Genomic DNA, 18525 nt, shown 5'->3' on the forward strand with positions numbered 1-18525 from the left:
ACGCGAAGTTCTCCGGGCGCTCAGGTACCCATTTGGCAGATAGCTTCGAGTTCGTTGAACTCTACTGAGCCTTTTAGGCTGTTGGCAGGGCGGCTCGTGGCAGTGCTCGCCCTGCAGCCTTGCCGTTTTTGATCCAGGTGGTTTTCTTCTGAGCGAGGCGTATGCCCGGGGACCGGTAGCAATAGAGCGTGGAGATTCGCTTGATATTCTTGATGAATGCAAGTGACGTCAGTTCGTAGAGACGCGGTAGCGCTTGAACAAAGCCTTGAAGAACGCTTTCACGTCCATCTTCGCGGAGTTCGCCTGCAACTCTGCGGCCCCGAAGCGAAAGACTTCATAGCCCGCGAGTTTGAGTTCGCGGTCGGCCTTGACCATCTGCGCGTAGCGTTGCGCGTCAGCGCTACCCTTCGAGTCTGCATAGTGGTGCTTTCCATCGACCTCGATGACGACCCGTACGCCCTGCGGCAACAAGAGCAGGAAGTCCATGCGAAACCGTAGAAGTGCATCCGGCCCTCGCTCCTTGACCGTGCGCGGGTCCCAGTGCAGCCAGACCTCAGGCAGTAGCGCGGGCAAATTCGGCACCGCGCTGCGGAAGCCTTCAAAGAAGGCATCGAACAGCAAGGTTTGTGGCGGTGAGTTGGAAGGCAGGCTTGCTTTGAGCCGAGCGTACAGTGAGCGCTTGGCCTGCGTGGCATCGAAAATCTGCTCAGTCTCGCCCCACCATTGCTGCAGGTCGTTCCAGCGCAACCCGTCGTTACCAATAGGTCTGTCATAGACGAGCACCTTGTCAGCATTGGTGACAATTTCGACATCGTTGTCCAGAGCATCGCGAAAACGCAAGTCAGGTTTCTCGGGCGAGGCGAAGATGAGATTTTTTGGCCTACCCTTGGCCGTCGCGAGCAATGAGACAAGGGAAAAGACTGGGTAGCCGCCCTCGGCGTCGGTCTCGCGCAACTCGACACCGCAACTGCGCAGCGGCTCGTTGACGCAGGCGACGAAGTGGCGTTGCGCGGCCTCGTCAGGACGCACGTTGGCTGAAGCCAGCCCCTCAAGGAACAGCGCGAAGCGCCGATCGGAGGCTTCATACGCGCCGAGCTTGTCGAACAGCACTTCAGACGACCAGTCCTCGGAGTTGCGATGGACGTGCTGCTGGATTTCGGCGCGTAACCCCGTGGGCTTGCCACCTAACAGGTGCATCCAGTCATCCGCATCCAAAATCCAAAGGCTTTCTAATAGCTCATCAAACCTGCGAGCATCTCCATAAAGATTCTCGGAATTGAGCCTGCGCGCAACCTCTCGCCGATGGCGCTTCGGAATGGGTGGGCAGGAGCTATCGGTCCAGAGAAGGTCTTGAATCTGATTCCGCGTGGCGGCGCTGGGTGGATGGCGAACGAGCAGTTTGCGTGCAACCGCTGGCAGATCTGTGTCTGCGACCGCATCGAAGCTGGCGGTCATGCGCTCTCGCTTGGAGCCATCGGAGGCAGGTGCGGGCATCCCCAACTCACCGCAAATCGTGGGAAGCATGGGGTGTGTGCCGGCATCCTTCAGGGCCGCTACCAGGGGCTCCAACAGGTTGCGAAGTCGTGCGTAGTTGTCAACGTCGGTTCAAAACTGACCCACTTTCCGACGCTGGCGTCGGAGTAAAAGTGACCCACCTGGGCGCTCATCACATCAGTTGTTCCTGGCCTTGATCTGTCCGGCCTTGCGCTTGTCCTTGAGCCGGTAGCTCTCGCCGCTGATCTGCACGATGTGGGCGTGGTGGAGCAGGCGGTCAAGCAAGGCTGCGGTCAAGGTCTGGTCATCGGCGAAGGCACTGGCCCACTGACTGAACGGCAGATTGCTGGTCAGCACGATGCTGCCGCGCTCATACCGCTTGGCCACCACGTTGAAGAACAGGGTGGCCTCTTCACGGCCGAAGGGCAGGTAGCCGATCTCGTCGACGATCAGCAATCGCGGGCCGATCACGGCGCGGTTGAAGTACTCCTTGAGCCGATCCTGCTTGTGTGCCGTGGCCAGTTGCAGCATCAGGTCGGCCGCTGTGATGAATCGCGTCTTGATGCCTGCCATGGCAGCCCGGTAGGCCAAGGCCTGTGCCAGATGGCTCTTGCCGACGCCGCTGGGCCCCAAGAAGACGACGTTCTCTGCTCTCTCGATGAAGGTCAGCGCCGCCAGTTCCTGAATCTGCGCGCGTGGCGCGCCACTGGCGAATGCGAAGTCGTACTCTTCCAGCGTCTTGATGGACGGCAGCGTCGCCATCTTCACCAGCGCCGAGCGTTGCCGCTGCAGCCGGGCATCGTTCTCCACCGTCAGGATCTGCTCCAGAAAGTCGCCCAAGCTGTCTTGTTGCTGCGCTGTCCGTTGCGCAACGGCCGCCCATTCACTGGCGATGCGCTCGAGCTTGAGTGCGCCACACAACGTGGCGATGCGTTCGTGCTGAAGGTTCACAGTCGCACCTCCAGCAGTTCGTTGTAGACGGACAGGGGATGCTGCAAGCTCTCGGCTGGAATCGGCCTGTTGCGCACAGGTGTGGCTGGCAATGCCGTCGGTTGCCTGAGCGGCAACGGCAGCAAGGCTGCGCGCTCCAGTGCGAGGCGTCTGTCAGGTCGTTCGCCCGTGGTGCCGTGTATGCGGCTGTTGGCCACCTCGGCCAGCCATCGGCCGATGTGGGCGTTGGCCGCCTGCACGTCAAGCCTGAGCCCGGCCTGCTTGAGGCTGGCCGCCAAGGGCACGCAGAAGCTGCCCTTGAGGTAGCCGTTGAATCGCTCGACCTTGCCCTTGGTCTTGGCGCGATACGGACGGCACAGACGTGGCGTGAATCCGAATCGCTCCGACATCTTCAGCATCTCGCTGTGCCAACGGTGGCGGCCTTCGCCATAGGCATCTCGCTCGGTGACGATGGTGCTGGCGTTGTCGAACAGCACATGCTGCGGCACGCCGCCAAAGTACTCGAATGCCTCAGCCAGGCACCGACCCAGCGTCTCGGCACGCTCGTCGCCCGTGAAGCGCACCCAACTGGCGCGGCTGTAGCCCAGCGTGGCCACGAAGGCGATCAGCGGGTCACGTCCTTTGCGGATGTGCGTGAAGTCCGCCTGCATCTGCTGGCCTGGCGCCGTCTCGAATCGCACAAGCGGCTCCACCGGCTTGTCGCGATGGCCGTTGATGAACTGCTTGAGCTGCGTCAGCCCGCCCGTATAGCCCTGCTGCGTGATCTCGCGCAACAGCACGACCGCCGGAATCCAGTGCGGCCTGGCCGCCTCGATCCTTTGCAGCAGATAGCCCTTGAACGGGTCGAGCTTGGTCGCTCTTGGCGACCTGGGCCCATACACCGGCGCACTGTCCTCACGCAGGTATCGCCTGACTGTGTTGCGCGAACAGCCTAGCTGCCGCGCCATCTCCCGGATGCTCATGCCCCGCCGAGACATCACCTTGATCTCCACTACTTGCTCCTGGGTCAACATCGGCGGCCAAAGCCGCCATCCTCACCCCAGGTGGGTCACTTTTACTCCGACGAAGTGGGTCAGTATTACTGCGGCGGTGACACGTAGTCCATGGTGAAAGCGTAACTCACTGGCTGGGCGTGCGCGTCCGCTACTGGCCAGCGAAGTGGCGTGGGTGGAGAGTTTGGATGAATACACCCCATGGAGAAAGGAAAATGGGGTTGCAGACGTACCGGCGTGGCGATAGCCTAGTTGGTACGAGGTGCCCACATGAGAAACCCAATTTTCTTTGGCTTTGTCGCTTTAGGTGGTTTGGTCGGCTTGTTCTCAGCCGCAATGGACGATTGGGGCACAAGGGTAGTCATGATCGGTGTTGGGATGCTTTTTGGCACAGCTATCGGCGGGGCGCTGACTCGCGTCCGCAGAATGAGCAGGAGCTTGAGGCAGGGCGCCGATTCGATCCCAGGGATGGGGGTGACTTCAGAGGATTTGGCCGCGAACTACTGGCGTGACAAAGGGCACCCGCCGTTTATGAAGCCACCAGAAGGTGACTTGAATCCGAATATGAGCGGACCGGATGGTGATTCGGCCTGACTATTTTTTGAGAAGGTCTTTCACCACGCCCATGGCGTTGTCGGCGGTCGCTCCTGCATCCTTGACGACTTGCTTACCAGACTGCTTGAGCAGTGATTTCTTCGAGGCTATTGTTCCGTCATTGGTCTTGACGATCTCCGCTTTGGCATCGAAACCGGTTTGATCAGCAATTGCCGTTGCTCGTATCTCTGTGCCTCGGGTCTGAACCTCTTGTCTAGTCGATGATGGCTCTGGGGCGGGGGCTGGTTGGCCTGCACGCGCAGACTTGCCGAAACGAGACACCTGTCGATCGTTGCTGCGATGGCGATCATCAAGCTCCGGCTTCAAGGCTGTGTCGGCCTTTTCTTGCCGATGTTGAGCCTGAATGTCCTCAAACGAAGTTGGCAATGCCGTGCCATCGGAGAACACCCGATTGGGCTTTAGTGATTGCCTGGCAAGTTCTGCGGCCATCAAGGCCTGGGCCGCTCTGCTGTCGCCACCGTATTGCTCTGCATAGCGGGTGAACATTTCGAGGTTGTGCGGATCCTGAGCAATGTCGATGGTGATGGTTTCGCCCTTTTCATAAGCAGAGGTCAGGCGCTCCGACAGTGCGGTGCGTTCAGCAAGGCTCACCTCAGCACGTTCAGATCGCGTGGCAGTGTTTGTCAGCCTGGACGCCATGTCGCGGGCCTCTCGGGAGTCGCTGCTGATGGTGTTGATGAAGCTGGCATCTCTGGAGACGCGGTCACCGAATTGCTTGAAGTCGGCTATTTGCTCGCTGGTCAAACTGCTCAGAACCTTGCGTTCATCGGCGGATAGGCCCGACAGGTAGCTCTTGTCCGCGCTGGCATTGGCTTTTGCGCCAGCGAAGCGCCCATCAACGCCCACGTGTCCCGACGCACCAAATGCGATACGCGCCACTTGAGACTGGGAAAGCCCCGTGCTGTCGGCGATGCCTTTAGAGATCTGGTCCAGACGGTTAAGCGTCTCTCCAAATTGCTCGAAGCTGCTGGACGTGGATCCGCTGCTGCTGCGGCCTGAGCGAAGGCTGCTCAGTCCTCGCGTGAATGCTTCGGAGAGAGCTGCGGATCGATCCGAACTTGCAGCCAAGGCTTCGCTGCGTGCCGCAGTGACCTGCCTGCTTGCATCGGACACATCCTGTTCAGACACCCGCATGGACACCACCCGCGAAGCAAACCCCTGGTTGCGCAACAGACTGACGGCTGTTCGCCCGGTCAGGCTGTTCGAAGAAAAGGTGTTGCCACTGAGGTCGTTTTGCCAACTGCTCATGAACGCCGAGGTTCGGTTCGGTGCCAGTTGCGCCTGGTCCATAGTGACGTTGCCCATGTTCATGTTACCGGTGGCGGTAGATGCTGTGCTGCCAGTCAGCATGCTTTGCAGTCCAGACAAACCACCCACCAGGGCGGTCCCTACACCCTCCATCTTCTTCAATGCCGCCCAGGCAATGACAGGAATGCTGATTGCAAGGTAGCCCACAACAGCCTCACCTGAGATGGCGCCCGAATAGATCGTCGAGGCGGTTTGCAAAGACAGGGCCTTGGTGCCCGAGCCGATGTCCGAAGCCGCAGCCAGATCGTAGGCCGCGTAGATGGACGCCATGTAGTTCAGCACCGCGTACAGCGGGGGCCACAGTTGGATCCAGATCAGGATGGCGGCGTAGCCTTTGAAGGCCAGCATCGTGTCGCGCCCGCTGGTCAGCAGCAAGAGCAGCACCATCAAGGGGAACAATGCGTAGGTGAGCGCTTCAATGACGTTGCGGAACACGGGCAGGGCTTGCTCGGCCACCTTGCCGTTGTTGATCCACGCGGCGTTCTGCTGAGCGACGGCTTGTGCCCGGCCAACGGCCAGCACCATGGCCGCTGGATCGTTGACCTTCTGCCCGACGATGGTGCTGGTGTCGTTGATCGCATTGAGCATGGCGCTTTGGCGGATCAGGTCGGCAGCGGTGGTGGCCGCATCGGCGATGTTGTTCTTGATGTACGCCTGCTGAATCTGGTTGGCGATGACAGCTGCGGCGGCAGCACCAGGCAGGGTGGGGTTCAACTGGAAGGCCAGGCGGCCCTGAATCTGGTTGATCTGCGCTGGCAGTCGGCCATTGAGGTTTGTGTAGATGTTGGGGCAGGTGTCCACATCAATGCCCGCAGCGCTGGTGACCGTGCTGAAGCGCGCAGGATTGGGCGTGGCCATGAGGGGCCAGACATCTGCGGATGTCGAGAACACGGCAGGACCAATCGTGCCGTCGATCAGGTCGTACATCGTGCAGTTGTGGATGAAGTTGATCAGGTCGGTGCGGAAGTTGGGATCCTGGAACGTCACCTTGCTGGTGCTCCTGATCAGCCGGTTGCCAAACATCAGGCCGTTCTTCTCGTAGGTAAGTTCGCTGGGCAAGGCACCTGGGCCGGGAATGGTCTGGAAGGCGGTTTCGAACAGGCCGGTCAGGGTGTGGCCGATGGTGCTGGTGACGCTGCCGAGCATGACCATGCCGAAGGGCACGTTGGCCACGACCTTGACTGGGGCTCCACCTGTCTTGTCCACGATGCCCACAGTGGCCCTGGGCAGAATCAGAATGGAGAACACCAGCAGCACCGTGCCCAGCCATTTCCAGCCTTGCAGCTTCTCCGGGGCAAAGGCGTAGGCGATCAGGGCGGCCACGAAGCCGCAGAACGCCACGGCGGCAACGGCCGACATGTAGTCGCCCGAGGCGTGGATGGCCGCTGCTGCATTGAAGACGCCGAACAGGCTGTCCGCGTTCTGGTAGGCGTAGATCTCCCACATGGCATCCCCTGTGCTCAGTGAAAGTCAACGAGCCATGTAAGCAGCCTGCTGCCCAAGCATGTCCATCACGTGCTGCGGCATGCTGGATCGCAATTGCCGCTCCAACTGTTCCAAGTGGCTGGAGACAGCCCGATAAGAACCGACCTTCTGATACAGGAGGTTTTTCTCTTGAGAGAGTTGCTGCAGCATGACCAGGGCGCGTTGACGAATCTGGACTGCCTGTTCGCGCTGTGTCTTTTGCAGTTGATAGTCCTTGTCGAGCGCGGCCAGGCCGACGCGCAGATTGCGCTCCAGGAACACATAGGCGTAGTCCGCTGCGATCACGTCGCGGTATTGGGCGATGAGGCTGTCTGCCAAGCCAGAACCTGGGATGGTCGCACCCACTGACAGCATTTTGTAGACCGGCTCGGTGGTCTGGTTGACGAAGCCGACCTCGGCCGAATTGTTGGGAATGGCGGTGCGGGTGGCGATCTTCTCTGCAATGGAGCGCATCAGTGTCTCGACTTTGGCGGTGAATGGCGTGTGCGTGTAGGTGGTGTTGAGGGTCACGGCATCACAGTTCACGTAGTCATTGCACTTGAGCAGGTGCTGGGTGACGTTCACACCGGCCCCGGCGCTCTGACCATAAAGCAATTGGCTGATCGAGGTGAGTGTGGCGGCGATGGGTTCCGGGTCGCGGGCGGCTTCTTCCGGGTAGTAGATGACGGTGCCCACCATGCTCATGATCAGTTCACGCTCCTGATCGTCCAGGGAGACGCCGGTGTACTTCAGGGCCTTCCAGGTCAGGTTGCCCACGAAGGGCGCCTTGTTGCGCACATTGGCATCGCCTGAGGTGCGAGCCGAAGCGAGGATGCTGGGCCGGTCGGAAGCGCAACGCCTGCGTGCAGCGTCACGGTCGCTTTCCATGCCCATCTCGATGGCGAGGTCTGCGCAGGTCTCCTGCGAGCTGTATCCCGTGGCCTCGGCCGCCGTGCTGACGATGGCTTTGGCCGTTTCGCAAGAGTTGATGCGTGCGTTGTTGATCCAGGTCTCCAGGCCCTTGGCCCACTTGCTCAAGCCACCCAGGAGTGGTGAGACGGCTTCCAGTGCCAGTTGAAAGGCGATGCCCGGCAGGGCAGCGGTGATGTTCTTGAGCATGTTCTTGAACTCGGTGGCCGAGATGTGCGAGAACGATCCGCCGAACACATCGATGCCACCGCAGCCCGCCTTGGCGCTGGGGAACTGAATGGCGGCGAGTTGGTACACCTTGTTGGGGGAGCGCATGAACAGACTGCCGCCGGTGTAGGTGTTCATGGTCTGACCACGGAAGGCGCCAGGTGCGGTGTAGTTGCCAATGGCCCCCAGGTTGTTGAACATGCTGTTCACTTCGGCATTGAGGTCCCCGGCGTGCAGAGGCAGCGGCGATGCGATGACCAGCACGGCCATCAGGGTGGCGACTAGTCGTCTCCAGAGCGGTGCCGTCGGCGTGGGTGTCTGAATCATGATCTGCTCCTATTGAAGAACGACTTGCCTGTTCACGCTGGGCAACATGGCCTGGGCAGCAGGTGTGCTCACCGTGGTGATGCGCTCCAGCAATTCGGATTCGGACAGCACGCCAAAGCCAATGGGTGTGATTTGCCCGGTGTAGGGCTGGGCGAGAAACACCGCTGGCACCTGGGTGACCTTCAGGGTGTTGGCGATGCCGTTGTCGGCTCGGGCATCTGCAAAGCCAGGCATGGGGCCGCCATCCACGCTGATGGCCACCACCTTGATGCCGTGGCGCGCCTCGAAGGCCGTCAGCGTGGGGGCGAAGGCGTGGCAGTACGGGCAGTCACTGCGGAAGAAGAAGAACAGGACGTGGTCCTTGCCCAGTGAGGTGATGGACTGGGAACGGCTGAGCAACTGGTCCCGGTCGAACACCTCCAGCGCCTTGGCGTTGACTGGGCGGCCATGTACGGTGGGGTCCAGCTCCGGTGTGGCCCAGGCGACGCGCTGGGCGACGTCGGCGAAGTAGGACGCTCTGGCCACAACCTTGGCCTCCAGTTCCATGTAGCGGCGCACATTGGCCTCGGTCGGCCGCATGATCGCAATGTTGCGGTAGGACTCGACAGCCTTTTGCAGTCGCTCGAATTCGACCAACTCTGGCGCTCTGGCCGGGCGGGTTGATGGTGTCGGGGCCGCTGGTGACGTGGGCGGTGGCAGGGCGGGAGTCTTGGGTTGAGCCTCAGGTGTGTCGCGTACCTCGGGTTCGGGGTCTTCGTAGAAGTGCCATCCTCGCCATGCATCTGACCAGTAAGGCGCGGCAATGGGCTCGTCCAGCTTGGACGAGGCTTGCGCTTGTGCCTCGGGCGCTGCGTTGAGGCAAGCGAAGGCGAGGAGGGCTATGCTGGCAAGGAGTCTGAAAAGACCTGAGCGAGACGCCCATGACGGGCGAGATGGGCGAGGCATGTCAATCTCCTCATTGCAGCGACTTGGGCGGCAAGCCATCGAGGCAGTAGTTGATCCCGAACTCGATGGATTGTTTGCGAGGGGCCTGGGCACCAGGCAACCAGACACCGTCTTGCCAGAAGGTCACCTTCAGGCGGCTGCAACCAGGCTGGCGGTAGCGCTTGTCGGTGGTGACGTCGATGGAGATGGGGGTGTTGGCCTTGAAGCGCTGGCTGATGGCGTCGGCAGATTCGCCTGTCAGCGTGCCGTGCGCCTGTCCGTCTGGCGCTTGCAGTGCCATCACCATCAGCACCCTGGCGTCCTTGACAGGCATGCGACCGACGAACGGATCGGGCGATCGCTCAGGCGTTTGCGTTTGTGTTTGTGCTTGGCAAGTCAATGCAAATGCCATCGCCATCGCCGTGATGGCATTGAACTTGATCGGTGTCCTGAGATGCTGTGTCATTGGCAACGCCCCTGTCCGTAGTAACAGTTGGGCACCTTGGCGCTGTTGCCGCTTTGGATGGCACCCAGGTTCGGGATGTTGGGCACGATGGAGGCGTAGAACTCGGTGAGGTCCATCGCTGCGAAGTCCAGGCTTTGCAGCTGAGGGATGGTGAAGCCCGAGCAGTCCGGGTTCTGGCCGCTGCCCCAGCCCTTGCCAATCTGCATGCGCCCCTGCTCATTGACTATCCGGGCGAGTTTGCTGTTGAAGCAGCATTTGCCTGTGGTGTGCTCCAGGCACGACACGCAGGCACCAAGAACGCGAAGACACGATGAGCACCATGACCCCGTGGCGTGGCACAGCCCCGCGCCTTCTCTCATGGCCAGCTTGCCCTCTTCTTCATTGCAGGACATCATCGACATGACGATGTAGATCACCACAGCGATGGCCAGCGACCAGGGGTCGAACGCGACCACCATGCTGTCGCCTGCATAGAGCACCGACGATCCGGCGGGCAGAGCGGTGCCGTTGACGGCCACGGTGACGCCGTAACTGGTGAAGGAGCCGCTGAAGCCGCCGCTGGTGAGCAGTGCGGACATGCCCTGGTAGATGAACTCCCGGTTCTCGGAGTTCATCAGCACGTCGTAGACCAGGCGTGAGCCCACACCGAAGGTGCTCTGGTTGCTCATCCCAGCGCCAGCGCTGTCCGAGTCGCAACAATCTTTGAACAGCCGGTCTCGGCAGTGGTTGCCTTCGCCCTTGAAAACCTGCATCAGCTTGGTGTCCAGGTACACACCGGCTTCTCGGGCGGCTTCCAGCATCGACATGGAGCGGGCAAAGTCCGCGTCGTTCGTGTAGCTCGTGTTGAAGCAACTGTCACCCAGACAAAAGACATTGGATGGGCAGTTGGTTGCTGTCGTGATCGTTTGGGCGCTGGCCGGGCAGGTGTAGCTGTCCAGGTAGACCTCGCACATGCCTGTGGCAGCGTTGGTTTGCTTGCATGTGCTGCTTCCCAGCGTGCAGCCTTGGCTCAGCAAGGGGGCGCATTCGTCTGTGAGGGCACCGGATGTGCAAGAAAGGGTGCGCTCGTAGGACCAGCAAGCGCGGGTGACGGCTCGGCCATCGATCACCTTGGTGGCGGGGCCATCCACGCACCTGTCGGCTGTGGTGACGGTGCAGCGTCCGCCTGCTTCGAGTGGGGCGCTCTTGTCATCCCAGACATCGGTTTCGATGTGGTTCATGGTTGGCTGCTGGAAAGACAAGGGGATGCTCCAGCCAGAAGCGCCGACCAGGCTGGCCGCGCCCGCATCCTGAGCGCAGCGGGTCTCTGTGCGGCTGACCACGACAGAGGGGCCGCTGTCACAGCCCATGCGGGGGCGGGGCATGGTGAGCGTGAAGCAGCGATCAGCCGGCCCCGAAGATTGAACGCGGCTGGACCAGTAGGCCTGCAACTGGTCGCCGCGCACTGTGCCGGTCGGGCAGGCATAGACCGGCGTGCCGAACTGGAAGTTGTAGTGGCACTGGCCAGACGAACAGCCGGATCCAGGCATCATGACCACCTTGAAGGGGCGCCAGCAGTGGCCACCCCAGTGTGGTGCGAGGTCGGTGACGAACGCGGGTTGCGTAGCTGGCGTGCTGGGCAATTCGAGGTTCTGCCACCCGATACAGGCCCCGTTGCCACCAGCGGCATAGAAGCGAAATTGCTGCAACTGGTCGGTACGGATGCGGCATTGGGCCTCGGCCACCATGTAGTCGGCACCGTTGCGATTGGCCTGACCATGGGCAAACCAGTCGCCAGCGGCGCAACTGGGGACAAGTTCGACTTGCACCGTCAGATCCCGCCGGGTGGCGTAGTTGCCCACACCGTTGTAGCGCTGGCACTGTTTGGTGACCGCGTCTGCTGGTGTGGTGACGTCGGCGGTAGTGCAACCGCTGTAATACGAGGAAAGACTGCCAAGAGCCAGAGACGGGTTTGCGGCGATGTCCCGCGCGCCCATGACCGCGGGGTCGTAGGGCGAAATGGCAGGGCGTGGCGTGTTGGCCGAGTTGAGCGCGCCGCGTTGGGCCTGGCACACCGGGTCATCGGGCGTGCTGGTGCAGGCGGTGAGGCGCGCGTTGGCCGGGCCTGACAAGCTGGGTTGGCCGTAGTAGGCTGCCTCAGCGGGCGTGCGGGTGTATCCCGGCACATTGGCCGTTGCGTTGGGGGTGCTGACCGTGCCGCGAATCACCGGGTTGGCGGCTTGACCGGCGGCGGTGCCTTCTTCGTGTGGCCCAGCCAGCGCCATCGTCTGCGCCGTGACGAAGCACCAGAGGGTGAAGCAGGTGACGAGTCGGCGCAGCATGGCGATCCCTAACCCTTGAGCCGTTGGATGAAGGCGCCGGCATCCTTGCTGAAGCGGGGTGTGCGGTGCTGAATGTGGCCCAAGGCGTAGTCCAGGCTCACGTCTCCGGCCAGGCGGACATAGTCATTGGGCGGCGCACAACTGCCTCGACCACCATCACCACAGGGCGAGTTGTCAGCGCCCTCACGCACCAGCACAAAGCTGGGCACCTGTGTGATGGCGTAGCGCTCGAAAGCTTGCGGGTCGATCTGGAAGGCCACCGACTGACCTGCCAACAATGCCTGTGTTCGCGCAACGGTGTCGCGCAGGGAGCCATTTAGCAGGCCTCTGATCAGCAAGGATGCCTTGGCGAGTGCCGCTTGGCTGACCAGTCTCTTGAGCGTGGCCTCGGGCATCGACAGGCTGATGAACACCATCAGGATCGGGCCACCACTCATGTCCTTGCCCACCCCGGTGCCGGGGGGCTGGGCGGCTTTCATCTGCAGGGCGTAGGCTTTGGACAGCGCTTCGAGGTCCACAGGCGCTTTGGCTTGGGGCTGCGGGAGCGCATCAATTCTTGGTCCCGCTGTGTCGGGCACACGTTCCAAGTCTGCGGCGCTGGGCACGCCGTGCGCTTTCCGAGCACGTTCGATGTCCTGGTCCGTGATGGTGGGTTGCGCGCGCCTGGCCCGAGCGATGTCTGCTTCGGTGATGACCGGTGTGGTTTGGGCCTGTGCGCTCAGTGCAAGCAGCATGGACAGGCCAAGACCGAAGCCCCAGCGTGAAGGTTGATGGAAGTCAGAAGCCGACACAGCAGTTCCTTTTGCGAAACAACATGAAGGCGAAGTCTTCGCCGCGCACCGGGTATTCCTTGCCGGCCCCCCAGATCACGGTGCTGCGCCCGAAAGGCTGGCAGCACCTGCCGCCGTCCTTTTCGGTGTTGGGGATGGGGTAGGTGAGTTGTGTCTTGTAGGCCGTCTTGTCCATGACGGGCTCGAAGTAGGGGCCACACAGGCCGGGCGTGCCATGCCATCCCCAGGCGATCAACTCGCGGTGCATCTTGGTGGTCAGGCGCTGGGCCAGCAGAACGGCCGTGCGAACACCGCCCAAGTGGTAGGGCACTTGGCCATCCAGCGGGTAGATGCCGCCCTGGCATCCTGCGCACCAGAACAATTCCTTGATGCCAAAGCCCTGTGAGGCGGCCACGCAATCGGCGGCGCAGGCGGCAATCGCGATGGGGTTGGCGAACAACACCGCATCCGGGTTGAGGATCAGGGTCAACTCGTCGTCGTTCCACAGCGGATCGACCTCGGTGAGATAGGCCAGATCGAAGCTGCCCTTTTCCAGGCAGGGAAAGTCGGTCACGACCTCCAGCCAGTACAGCATCGGGTTCACGTAGAAATGGGCCTGGTAGAAACTGCCGCCATCGCCGTCGCCTTCAGCGTGGGTGAAGCGGGCGGCTTCCGGGGCGGGCAGGCCCGGGTTCAGGTCGATGCCGCCCAGTGAGGTCAGGCAGAACGGCTTGCGCACGACTTCGACATGGCGAGCCGGTTCCCAAAAGCCGATAGACAGACCGATGACCGGGTTCACGCCGCAACTGCACACAGGGCTGCCTGGGTTGGCAATGTCTTCCTGGCCGCCGAAGTTGGCGATGGGGATGCTGCCCAGGCTGATGGGCAGGATGCAGCTCCAGCAGATGTCGGTGACGGGGTTGGGGAACTTGCCTGTGCAGGTGGCGATGCCCGCCGCGTGGCTGTGCTGGCTGGTCATGGCCAGCAAGCAAATCAACAGGATCGCCGCGATGTGATCCCACGATTGACGCCATCTTGCTTTTGGGGTGGATCGGGTCATGGTGTCACCTCCAACTCATCCACGCGCAGGCGCTTGCCTTCCTGCGAGACCAGAGCGGGCACCTGTGCGATGCCCAGGCGCCGGGTCAGCACACCTTGCTGGTCGTAGTAAACCGGCGTGCGCCAGGCTTTCATCAGGTCCAGGTAGGAGCCAGCTGTCAGGATCGCCTTGAGCTGGCCCTGGTAGCGCTGGATCAACTCCCGAGCGCGGCTCACCTGCCGTGCATCACGGGCGTCGAAGAACAGCAGGTGTCTGGACAGGGACACCACGTCCAGCGGGTTGTGGCGCGAGCCAGCGGCAAACATCAGGTGCCCCTGGGGATCCAGGATGTTGCGATCCAGCGTGAAGCTGGGGTCGAAGTAGAAGGTGCGCGGCTGTTGCGTGGTGCGCAGCCCGGCCACAGGCTGTGGCTGGCGCACGGCCTGAATGCCGCGCTCACGGGCTTGGTCCTGCAGTCGAGCCAGTTCGCCATTGGCTTGCTTTTCTCGCAGGCGTTGCGCAATGAACTCCAGCAGGTTGGCTTCGCTGATCGGATAGGTCGGACCGATGCTGCCCAGGTCCACGCCCCAAGCGCATGAGCCCGCACCTGTGCATGCCATGGTCAGCAGGCAGGCCATCACCATCAACTGTGGGCTCTTGGGCTTCATGGCTGACCCCGAGCGTCGCAACGGATGCGTTGAGCGAGTTGGCTCAGCAGGGCATCACGCTGCGCCAGTTGGCTGGGGTGGCTGGCGCTGACCATGCCCATGAGGACCGGGTCACCGCTGCCCTGGGCAATGGCCTTGCGCAACGCCAGCGCGGTGAGGGGCCGCCCGCAGCGTTGCGCGAACGCACGCAAGTAGGCTTGAGCGCCGTCGCGCGCGGCAGGCGAGATTTGCGCCAGCAGTGCCAGGTAGTCCTCCAGAGGCACATCGTCTGGCGTGGACGCAGGCGTGCTGGCGCTTTGAGTGACTGGGCTGCTGTGGGCGCGACTTTCGGCCAGTTGCTGGGCCGGCCGCTTGGGCGTGGTCTGGGCCTGAGCGTGGGCTGCAGATGCCAAACCAGCGATCCAGATGCACAGGATCAAGCGAGGCGCCGAGTGGCGCACGTCATTGCGGCCATTGCGGCACTTGCGGTGTTGCTGGAGGTGGCATGGACAGGCTTGCATGTCATGTTCCTCAGAACAGGGGCCGCACGAGCCCGATGACCTGCTCGGCGCGGACCAGACCGCTGCTGCGGTAGCGCGAGTCAAAGCTGTCGGGGCTGCTGCCCTGGACGTAGTAGCTGCCCGGTGGGATCACCGTGGGCTGAATGGGATCGAGCCCACGGTGGTCGAAGGTCTGAGCCTTGGCATGCCCCACCGACTCGCCGTTGATCAACACCATGCGGTCTTGGACGGTGATGGTGTCACCGGGCAGGCCCCTGACCATCTTGAAGAAGGGCTGACCGCGCAGGCCCGGGTAGTGCTGCTGTGCATCGCCAGCGAAGGCGAACAGGATGTAGTCACCACGGTGCAAGGCGGGCGGAACAGTCTGTTTCCAGCTCACGCGATAGGCGACACGGTAGGGCAGGCTGGGCGTCCAGTTGAAGACAATGGGGAGGCGTGGGGTGGGATCCAGGAACAACCGGACGTAGGCCAGCGCCCAGATGGCGAACACCGGAAGGTAGAGATACCAGCGGCGACGCATGTGGGCCAGTTGGTCGCAAAAGGATTGCCGGGCTTGGCGATAGCTGCGCACATGCCAGGGCACGGGCGGCGGGATGCGGACGATCTGCAAGGTCATGGCATCCCCACTTTCTGGCGCAACTGAGCGGTCAAGTCCACGGTGTGCGGTGTGGGCCCGGCCACAGCGCCTTTGAGTACCACCAGGCATGCGCAGTCGCGGGGCAATTCCTCCAGCGCAATGGGCAGGCGTTGGGCGAAGGTGCGCGCCATCAGCATGGCGTTTTGCCGATCGTCTTCCGAGCCGGCCTTGGTGAGCAGTTGCGTGAACTCGGCTTCCTTTTGCCGGTACACCTCGGCCACATCGACCATGCCGATGCGCAGCGCTGGGCGCACCACAGTGCGGTCATAGAGCAGCAAGGCGGCAGCGACCACGATCAGGGTGAGCAGCGACTGCACCAGGGCAGGGATGAGGCTGATCGCTTTCATACGGTGTGCCCCCGGCGCCGCAGCAGTTCGGTGATGGCTGCATCGATGCTCAGACCTTGCGCGCGCAGCTCGTCGATGGGCGCGTTGTCCTCCAGCTTGTTGGAAAACAGCAGGTGCGTGGCCGGATCCAGGATGTTGCGCGCCACCCCTTCGCCCACCGGGGAGGAGATGTACAGCTCGGAGTACACGCCCGCCTCGGTCCTGAGCGAGTTCAACAAGCGCTTCTTGGGCTCGTCCATGGTCAGCCTGCCCTTGCGGTCCAGCATCTCGATGGATTCGGGCTTCTGGCGCAGCAGGAACACCCAGTCCGAACAGTTGAACGCGGCTTCCATCTGGGCCGAGCCATAGAAGTCGTCGGCGCTCTGGGTTGCCGTGCCCAAGGCTCCGCCGTATTTGCGGGCGCGCCGGGCCGCTTCCTCGATCACGGCGGCCTTGACGGGGTCATCGGCCCCGATATCGCCGAGCTGCTGCTTGAGCTCGTCAATGAACAGCACCTTGCGCCGGTTGCGGCTGAGGTACATCTCGCCGGTGATCTGGTGCAGCAACAGGATGTTGACAACGGCGTGCAGGTCGGGGCGACGCTTGAGTTCCTCGTTTTCGATGACGATGAAATCGTTGCTGAAATCGACGTTGCTGGGCCCCTCGAAGAAGCGCTCGTACTGGCCGCCTCGGGTGTAGGGGTTGAGCATCACGGCCAGGTCCTTGATGCGCTGGTCGTTAACCAGGCCCAGGGCTTCGATGTTGCCGGTCTTGAAGGCCTCGCGCAGGGCCGTGATGGTCAGGTCGTTGCCGTGCTCGGCGAAGAGCTTGAGCACCATGGCCGATATGGCCTTGTACTGGACCTCTTCCAGCGTGTGCTGCATGGAGCACATCTTGGAGATGGCCGGCACCAGCATGTCGATGTCTTCGTGGATGTCAACGATGTTGGTGAAGGGGTTCAGGCAAATGTCCACATCGGGGCGGAACTCGATGTAGGTGCCCTTGGCCTTGCGGCACAGCTTCTCGAAAGAGCGGCCCAGGTCCAGCATCCAGACCTTGGCGTCGATGGCCCGGTAGGACCAGGCCATCTCGTTCATCAGCACCGACTTGCCCGAACCCGGTGCGCCGATGATGGCGAAGTTGTAGTTGCCCAGGTCATTGTCGAAGATGTCCAGGGTCATCAACTGCCCACGGCGCCCGCCGAAGACCAGGGCGGGGGTGCGTGTGCCGCGCCACTCCGCGATCAGGGGCGCCAGGTGGATCGCGTTGGCCATGGTCTTGCGCGAGACGCGGCGCATCTTGGCCAGATCGCCATGAAAGCGTGGCGTGAGGGTCATGGGCAGGCTGGCCAGCAGCGCCTGGCGGTGCATGTACACGTCGGCATTGAGCTGAAAGCCCCGGCCACGCCAGATGGCGTTGGCCGCTTCGTGGGCCGCCACCGCCTTGCGCGGTGGCGAGAAGATGGCCAACTGGTGGTGGAGGCTTACCAGGCTGCCGCCGGTGTCGATGGCCTGCGCGGCGGCCGTCCAGTCCTGCAGCTTCTTGCCCACGTCCGGCATCACGTCGGCCATCTTGCTCTTGGCGTTTTGCGTGGCGCGCACATGGTTGGCGGTGACCGTGGCCTTGGTGGCATTGGGGTCGAGCACATGCACGCCCATGGTCAGCAAGAATGGCGCGCTGTACTGCAGGGCGGGCTGCATCAGGTCGCCGATCAGCGAGCCCATCTGCCAAAGGGCGAAGCGCTCAGGGAAGGACTTGATGGAGTAAAAGCGCGCCTCCAGTTCATCCGATCCGGTCTCCTTCCACAGGCGCAGGCCGCTGGGGGTGGGGTCCTGGATGGTGTCGAAGTCGATGATCTGGTCGCGCAGTTCGCGCCCGTCGTCGTAGTGCAGGTCTGGCGCGTCGGTCTGCGAGATGCGGTCAGGGTTGGTGAACAGTGCGCACCAGTTGATCAGGTCGGCGGCATCGCAGACCCGGTTGGGCAGGGAGGCCGAACGCAGCGTGGATGCCATGGACTCGCGCTGGGCCATCACCTCTTCGCGCCTGGTCATGTCCTGGGCGTCACCGGGCAGGGTGACGCTGAGCATCAGGCGGAAGTCCCGGATCGTGTAGTGAAAGCCCGAGGTCAGCGAGGACTGGGCTCCCCGCAGCAGGTGGCCTACGCGTTGGCGGGCCAGGGTGTGGAAGAGGTTGTCGTTGCGGGCAGGTCGCCCCCAATGCTTGGCCTTATCTGCCTGGTCCTCGTCTTCGACTCGCAAGTTGGCATAGCGGCGCAACTGGCCACGCACATGGGGTGAGGCGAACAGGTGGAACTGGATGCCCGCGCCCGTCGGGCAGTTGGCGTACAGCGAGATCAGCACCTCGGCCATGCGTTCATCCGCGCCCGACTGCGGCATGACCTCCAGCATGAAGCCCAGGCTATCGCGGTTGACGAAGATTTTTTCGTCTGCGAGGTAGGCGGAGTAGGGCAGCCACGCGGCGAATTGCTCTGCCGGTGTGTCTGGTGGCGCGCCCAGGCCCATGGCCTCGAATAGGCCCGGGCGTGCGGGCCTGCGCACGGTGCGAGCCGCATCCATGGAGACGCTG

General features: G+C 62.4%; 16 protein-coding genes. 1 reads left to right on the top strand and 15 read right to left on the bottom strand.

Going from position 1 to position 18525, the window contains the following annotated elements:
• Positions 1-228: 228 nt before the first annotated feature.
• The 3 genes from DEH84_RS08045 to istA all read right to left on the bottom strand — a co-directional run bounded on the left by DEH84_RS08045 (position 229) and on the right by istA (position 3458).
• Positions 229-1455, bottom strand: coding sequence for an AbiJ-related protein (locus DEH84_RS08045; RefSeq protein WP_245932720.1), 1227 nt, complete (start codon positions 1453-1455; stop codon positions 229-231).
• Positions 1456-1671: 216 nt separating this feature from the next.
• Positions 1672-2445: an IS21-like element helper ATPase IstB gene (gene istB, locus DEH84_RS08050; protein ID WP_109036370.1), complete on the bottom strand. Its 774-nt coding sequence runs from the start codon at positions 2443-2445 to the stop codon at positions 1672-1674.
• Positions 2442-3458, bottom strand: a complete 1017-nt coding sequence (gene istA / locus DEH84_RS08055) for an IS21 family transposase (RefSeq protein ID WP_109036372.1) — start codon at positions 3456-3458, stop codon at positions 2442-2444. Before istA ends, istB begins: the two co-directional genes overlap by 4 nt.
• A gap of 249 nt (positions 3459-3707) precedes the next feature.
• Here istA and DEH84_RS08060 point away from each other — a divergent pair, with 249 nt between their 5' ends.
• On the top strand, positions 3708-4031 hold the full coding sequence (locus DEH84_RS08060; RefSeq protein WP_058085885.1) for a hypothetical protein: 324 nt from the start codon (positions 3708-3710) through the stop codon (positions 4029-4031).
• On the opposite strand, the gene DEH84_RS08065 is transcribed toward DEH84_RS08060, so the two are convergent.
• The 12 genes from DEH84_RS08065 to traC form a co-directional block, all read right to left on the bottom strand.
• Positions 4032-6806 (bottom strand): conjugal transfer protein TraG N-terminal domain-containing protein, encoded by a 2775-nt coding sequence (locus DEH84_RS08065; protein WP_109036374.1) that lies wholly within the window; start codon positions 6804-6806, stop codon positions 4032-4034. It lies immediately after the preceding gene.
• Positions 6807-6830: 24 nt separating this feature from the next.
• The gene (locus DEH84_RS08070; RefSeq protein ID WP_109036376.1) at positions 6831-8288 is read right to left on the bottom strand and encodes a conjugal transfer protein TraH; all 1458 of its coding nucleotides are present in this window, start codon (positions 8286-8288) and stop codon (positions 6831-6833) included.
• Between the two features lie 9 nt (positions 8289-8297).
• Entirely contained in the window at positions 8298-9272 is a 975-nt protein-coding gene (gene traF, locus DEH84_RS08075; RefSeq protein ID WP_342755633.1) for a conjugal transfer protein TraF, read from the bottom strand.
• The gene (locus DEH84_RS08080; RefSeq protein ID WP_058085881.1) at positions 9244-9678 is read right to left on the bottom strand and encodes a hypothetical protein; all 435 of its coding nucleotides are present in this window, start codon (positions 9676-9678) and stop codon (positions 9244-9246) included. The genes traF (DEH84_RS08075) and DEH84_RS08080 overlap by 29 nt, the downstream gene beginning before the upstream one ends.
• Positions 9675-11999: a type-F conjugative transfer system mating-pair stabilization protein TraN gene (gene traN, locus DEH84_RS08085; protein WP_109036380.1), complete on the bottom strand. Its 2325-nt coding sequence runs from the start codon at positions 11997-11999 to the stop codon at positions 9675-9677. The genes DEH84_RS08080 and traN overlap by 4 nt, the downstream gene beginning before the upstream one ends.
• 8 nt (positions 12000-12007) lie before the next feature.
• Entirely contained in the window at positions 12008-12790 is a 783-nt protein-coding gene (trbC, locus tag DEH84_RS08090) for a type-F conjugative transfer system pilin assembly protein TrbC (protein ID WP_245932721.1), read from the bottom strand.
• Positions 12777-13748, bottom strand: a complete 972-nt coding sequence (gene traU / locus DEH84_RS08095; RefSeq protein ID WP_235513700.1) for a conjugal transfer pilus assembly protein TraU — start codon at positions 13746-13748, stop codon at positions 12777-12779. Before traU ends, trbC begins: the two co-directional genes overlap by 14 nt.
• A 77-nt stretch (positions 13749-13825) precedes the next feature.
• Entirely contained in the window at positions 13826-14476 is a 651-nt protein-coding gene (gene traW / locus DEH84_RS08100; protein WP_083505688.1) for a type-F conjugative transfer system protein TraW, read from the bottom strand.
• The gene (locus DEH84_RS08105; protein ID WP_218929772.1) at positions 14473-14976 is read right to left on the bottom strand and encodes a hypothetical protein; all 504 of its coding nucleotides are present in this window, start codon (positions 14974-14976) and stop codon (positions 14473-14475) included. The genes traW and DEH84_RS08105 overlap by 4 nt, the downstream gene beginning before the upstream one ends.
• A 10-nt stretch (positions 14977-14986) precedes the next feature.
• Positions 14987-15592 carry a conjugative transfer signal peptidase TraF gene (gene traF, locus DEH84_RS08110; protein ID WP_109036386.1) on the bottom strand — a complete coding sequence of 202 codons (606 nt, stop codon included), beginning with the start codon at positions 15590-15592 and terminating at the stop codon, positions 14987-14989.
• The gene (locus DEH84_RS08115) at positions 15589-15960 is read right to left on the bottom strand and encodes a hypothetical protein (RefSeq protein WP_035033915.1); all 372 of its coding nucleotides are present in this window, start codon (positions 15958-15960) and stop codon (positions 15589-15591) included. Before DEH84_RS08115 ends, traF (DEH84_RS08110) begins: the two co-directional genes overlap by 4 nt.
• Positions 15957-18515, bottom strand: a complete 2559-nt coding sequence (traC, locus tag DEH84_RS08120) for a type IV secretion system protein TraC (RefSeq protein ID WP_109036388.1) — start codon at positions 18513-18515, stop codon at positions 15957-15959. Before traC ends, DEH84_RS08115 begins: the two co-directional genes overlap by 4 nt.
• Between the last annotated feature and the right edge of the window lie 10 nt (positions 18516-18525).

Source organism: Aquabacterium olei (genome assembly GCF_003100395.1).
GTDB classification, from domain to species: Bacteria; Pseudomonadota; Gammaproteobacteria; order Burkholderiales; family Burkholderiaceae_C; genus Aquabacterium; species Aquabacterium olei.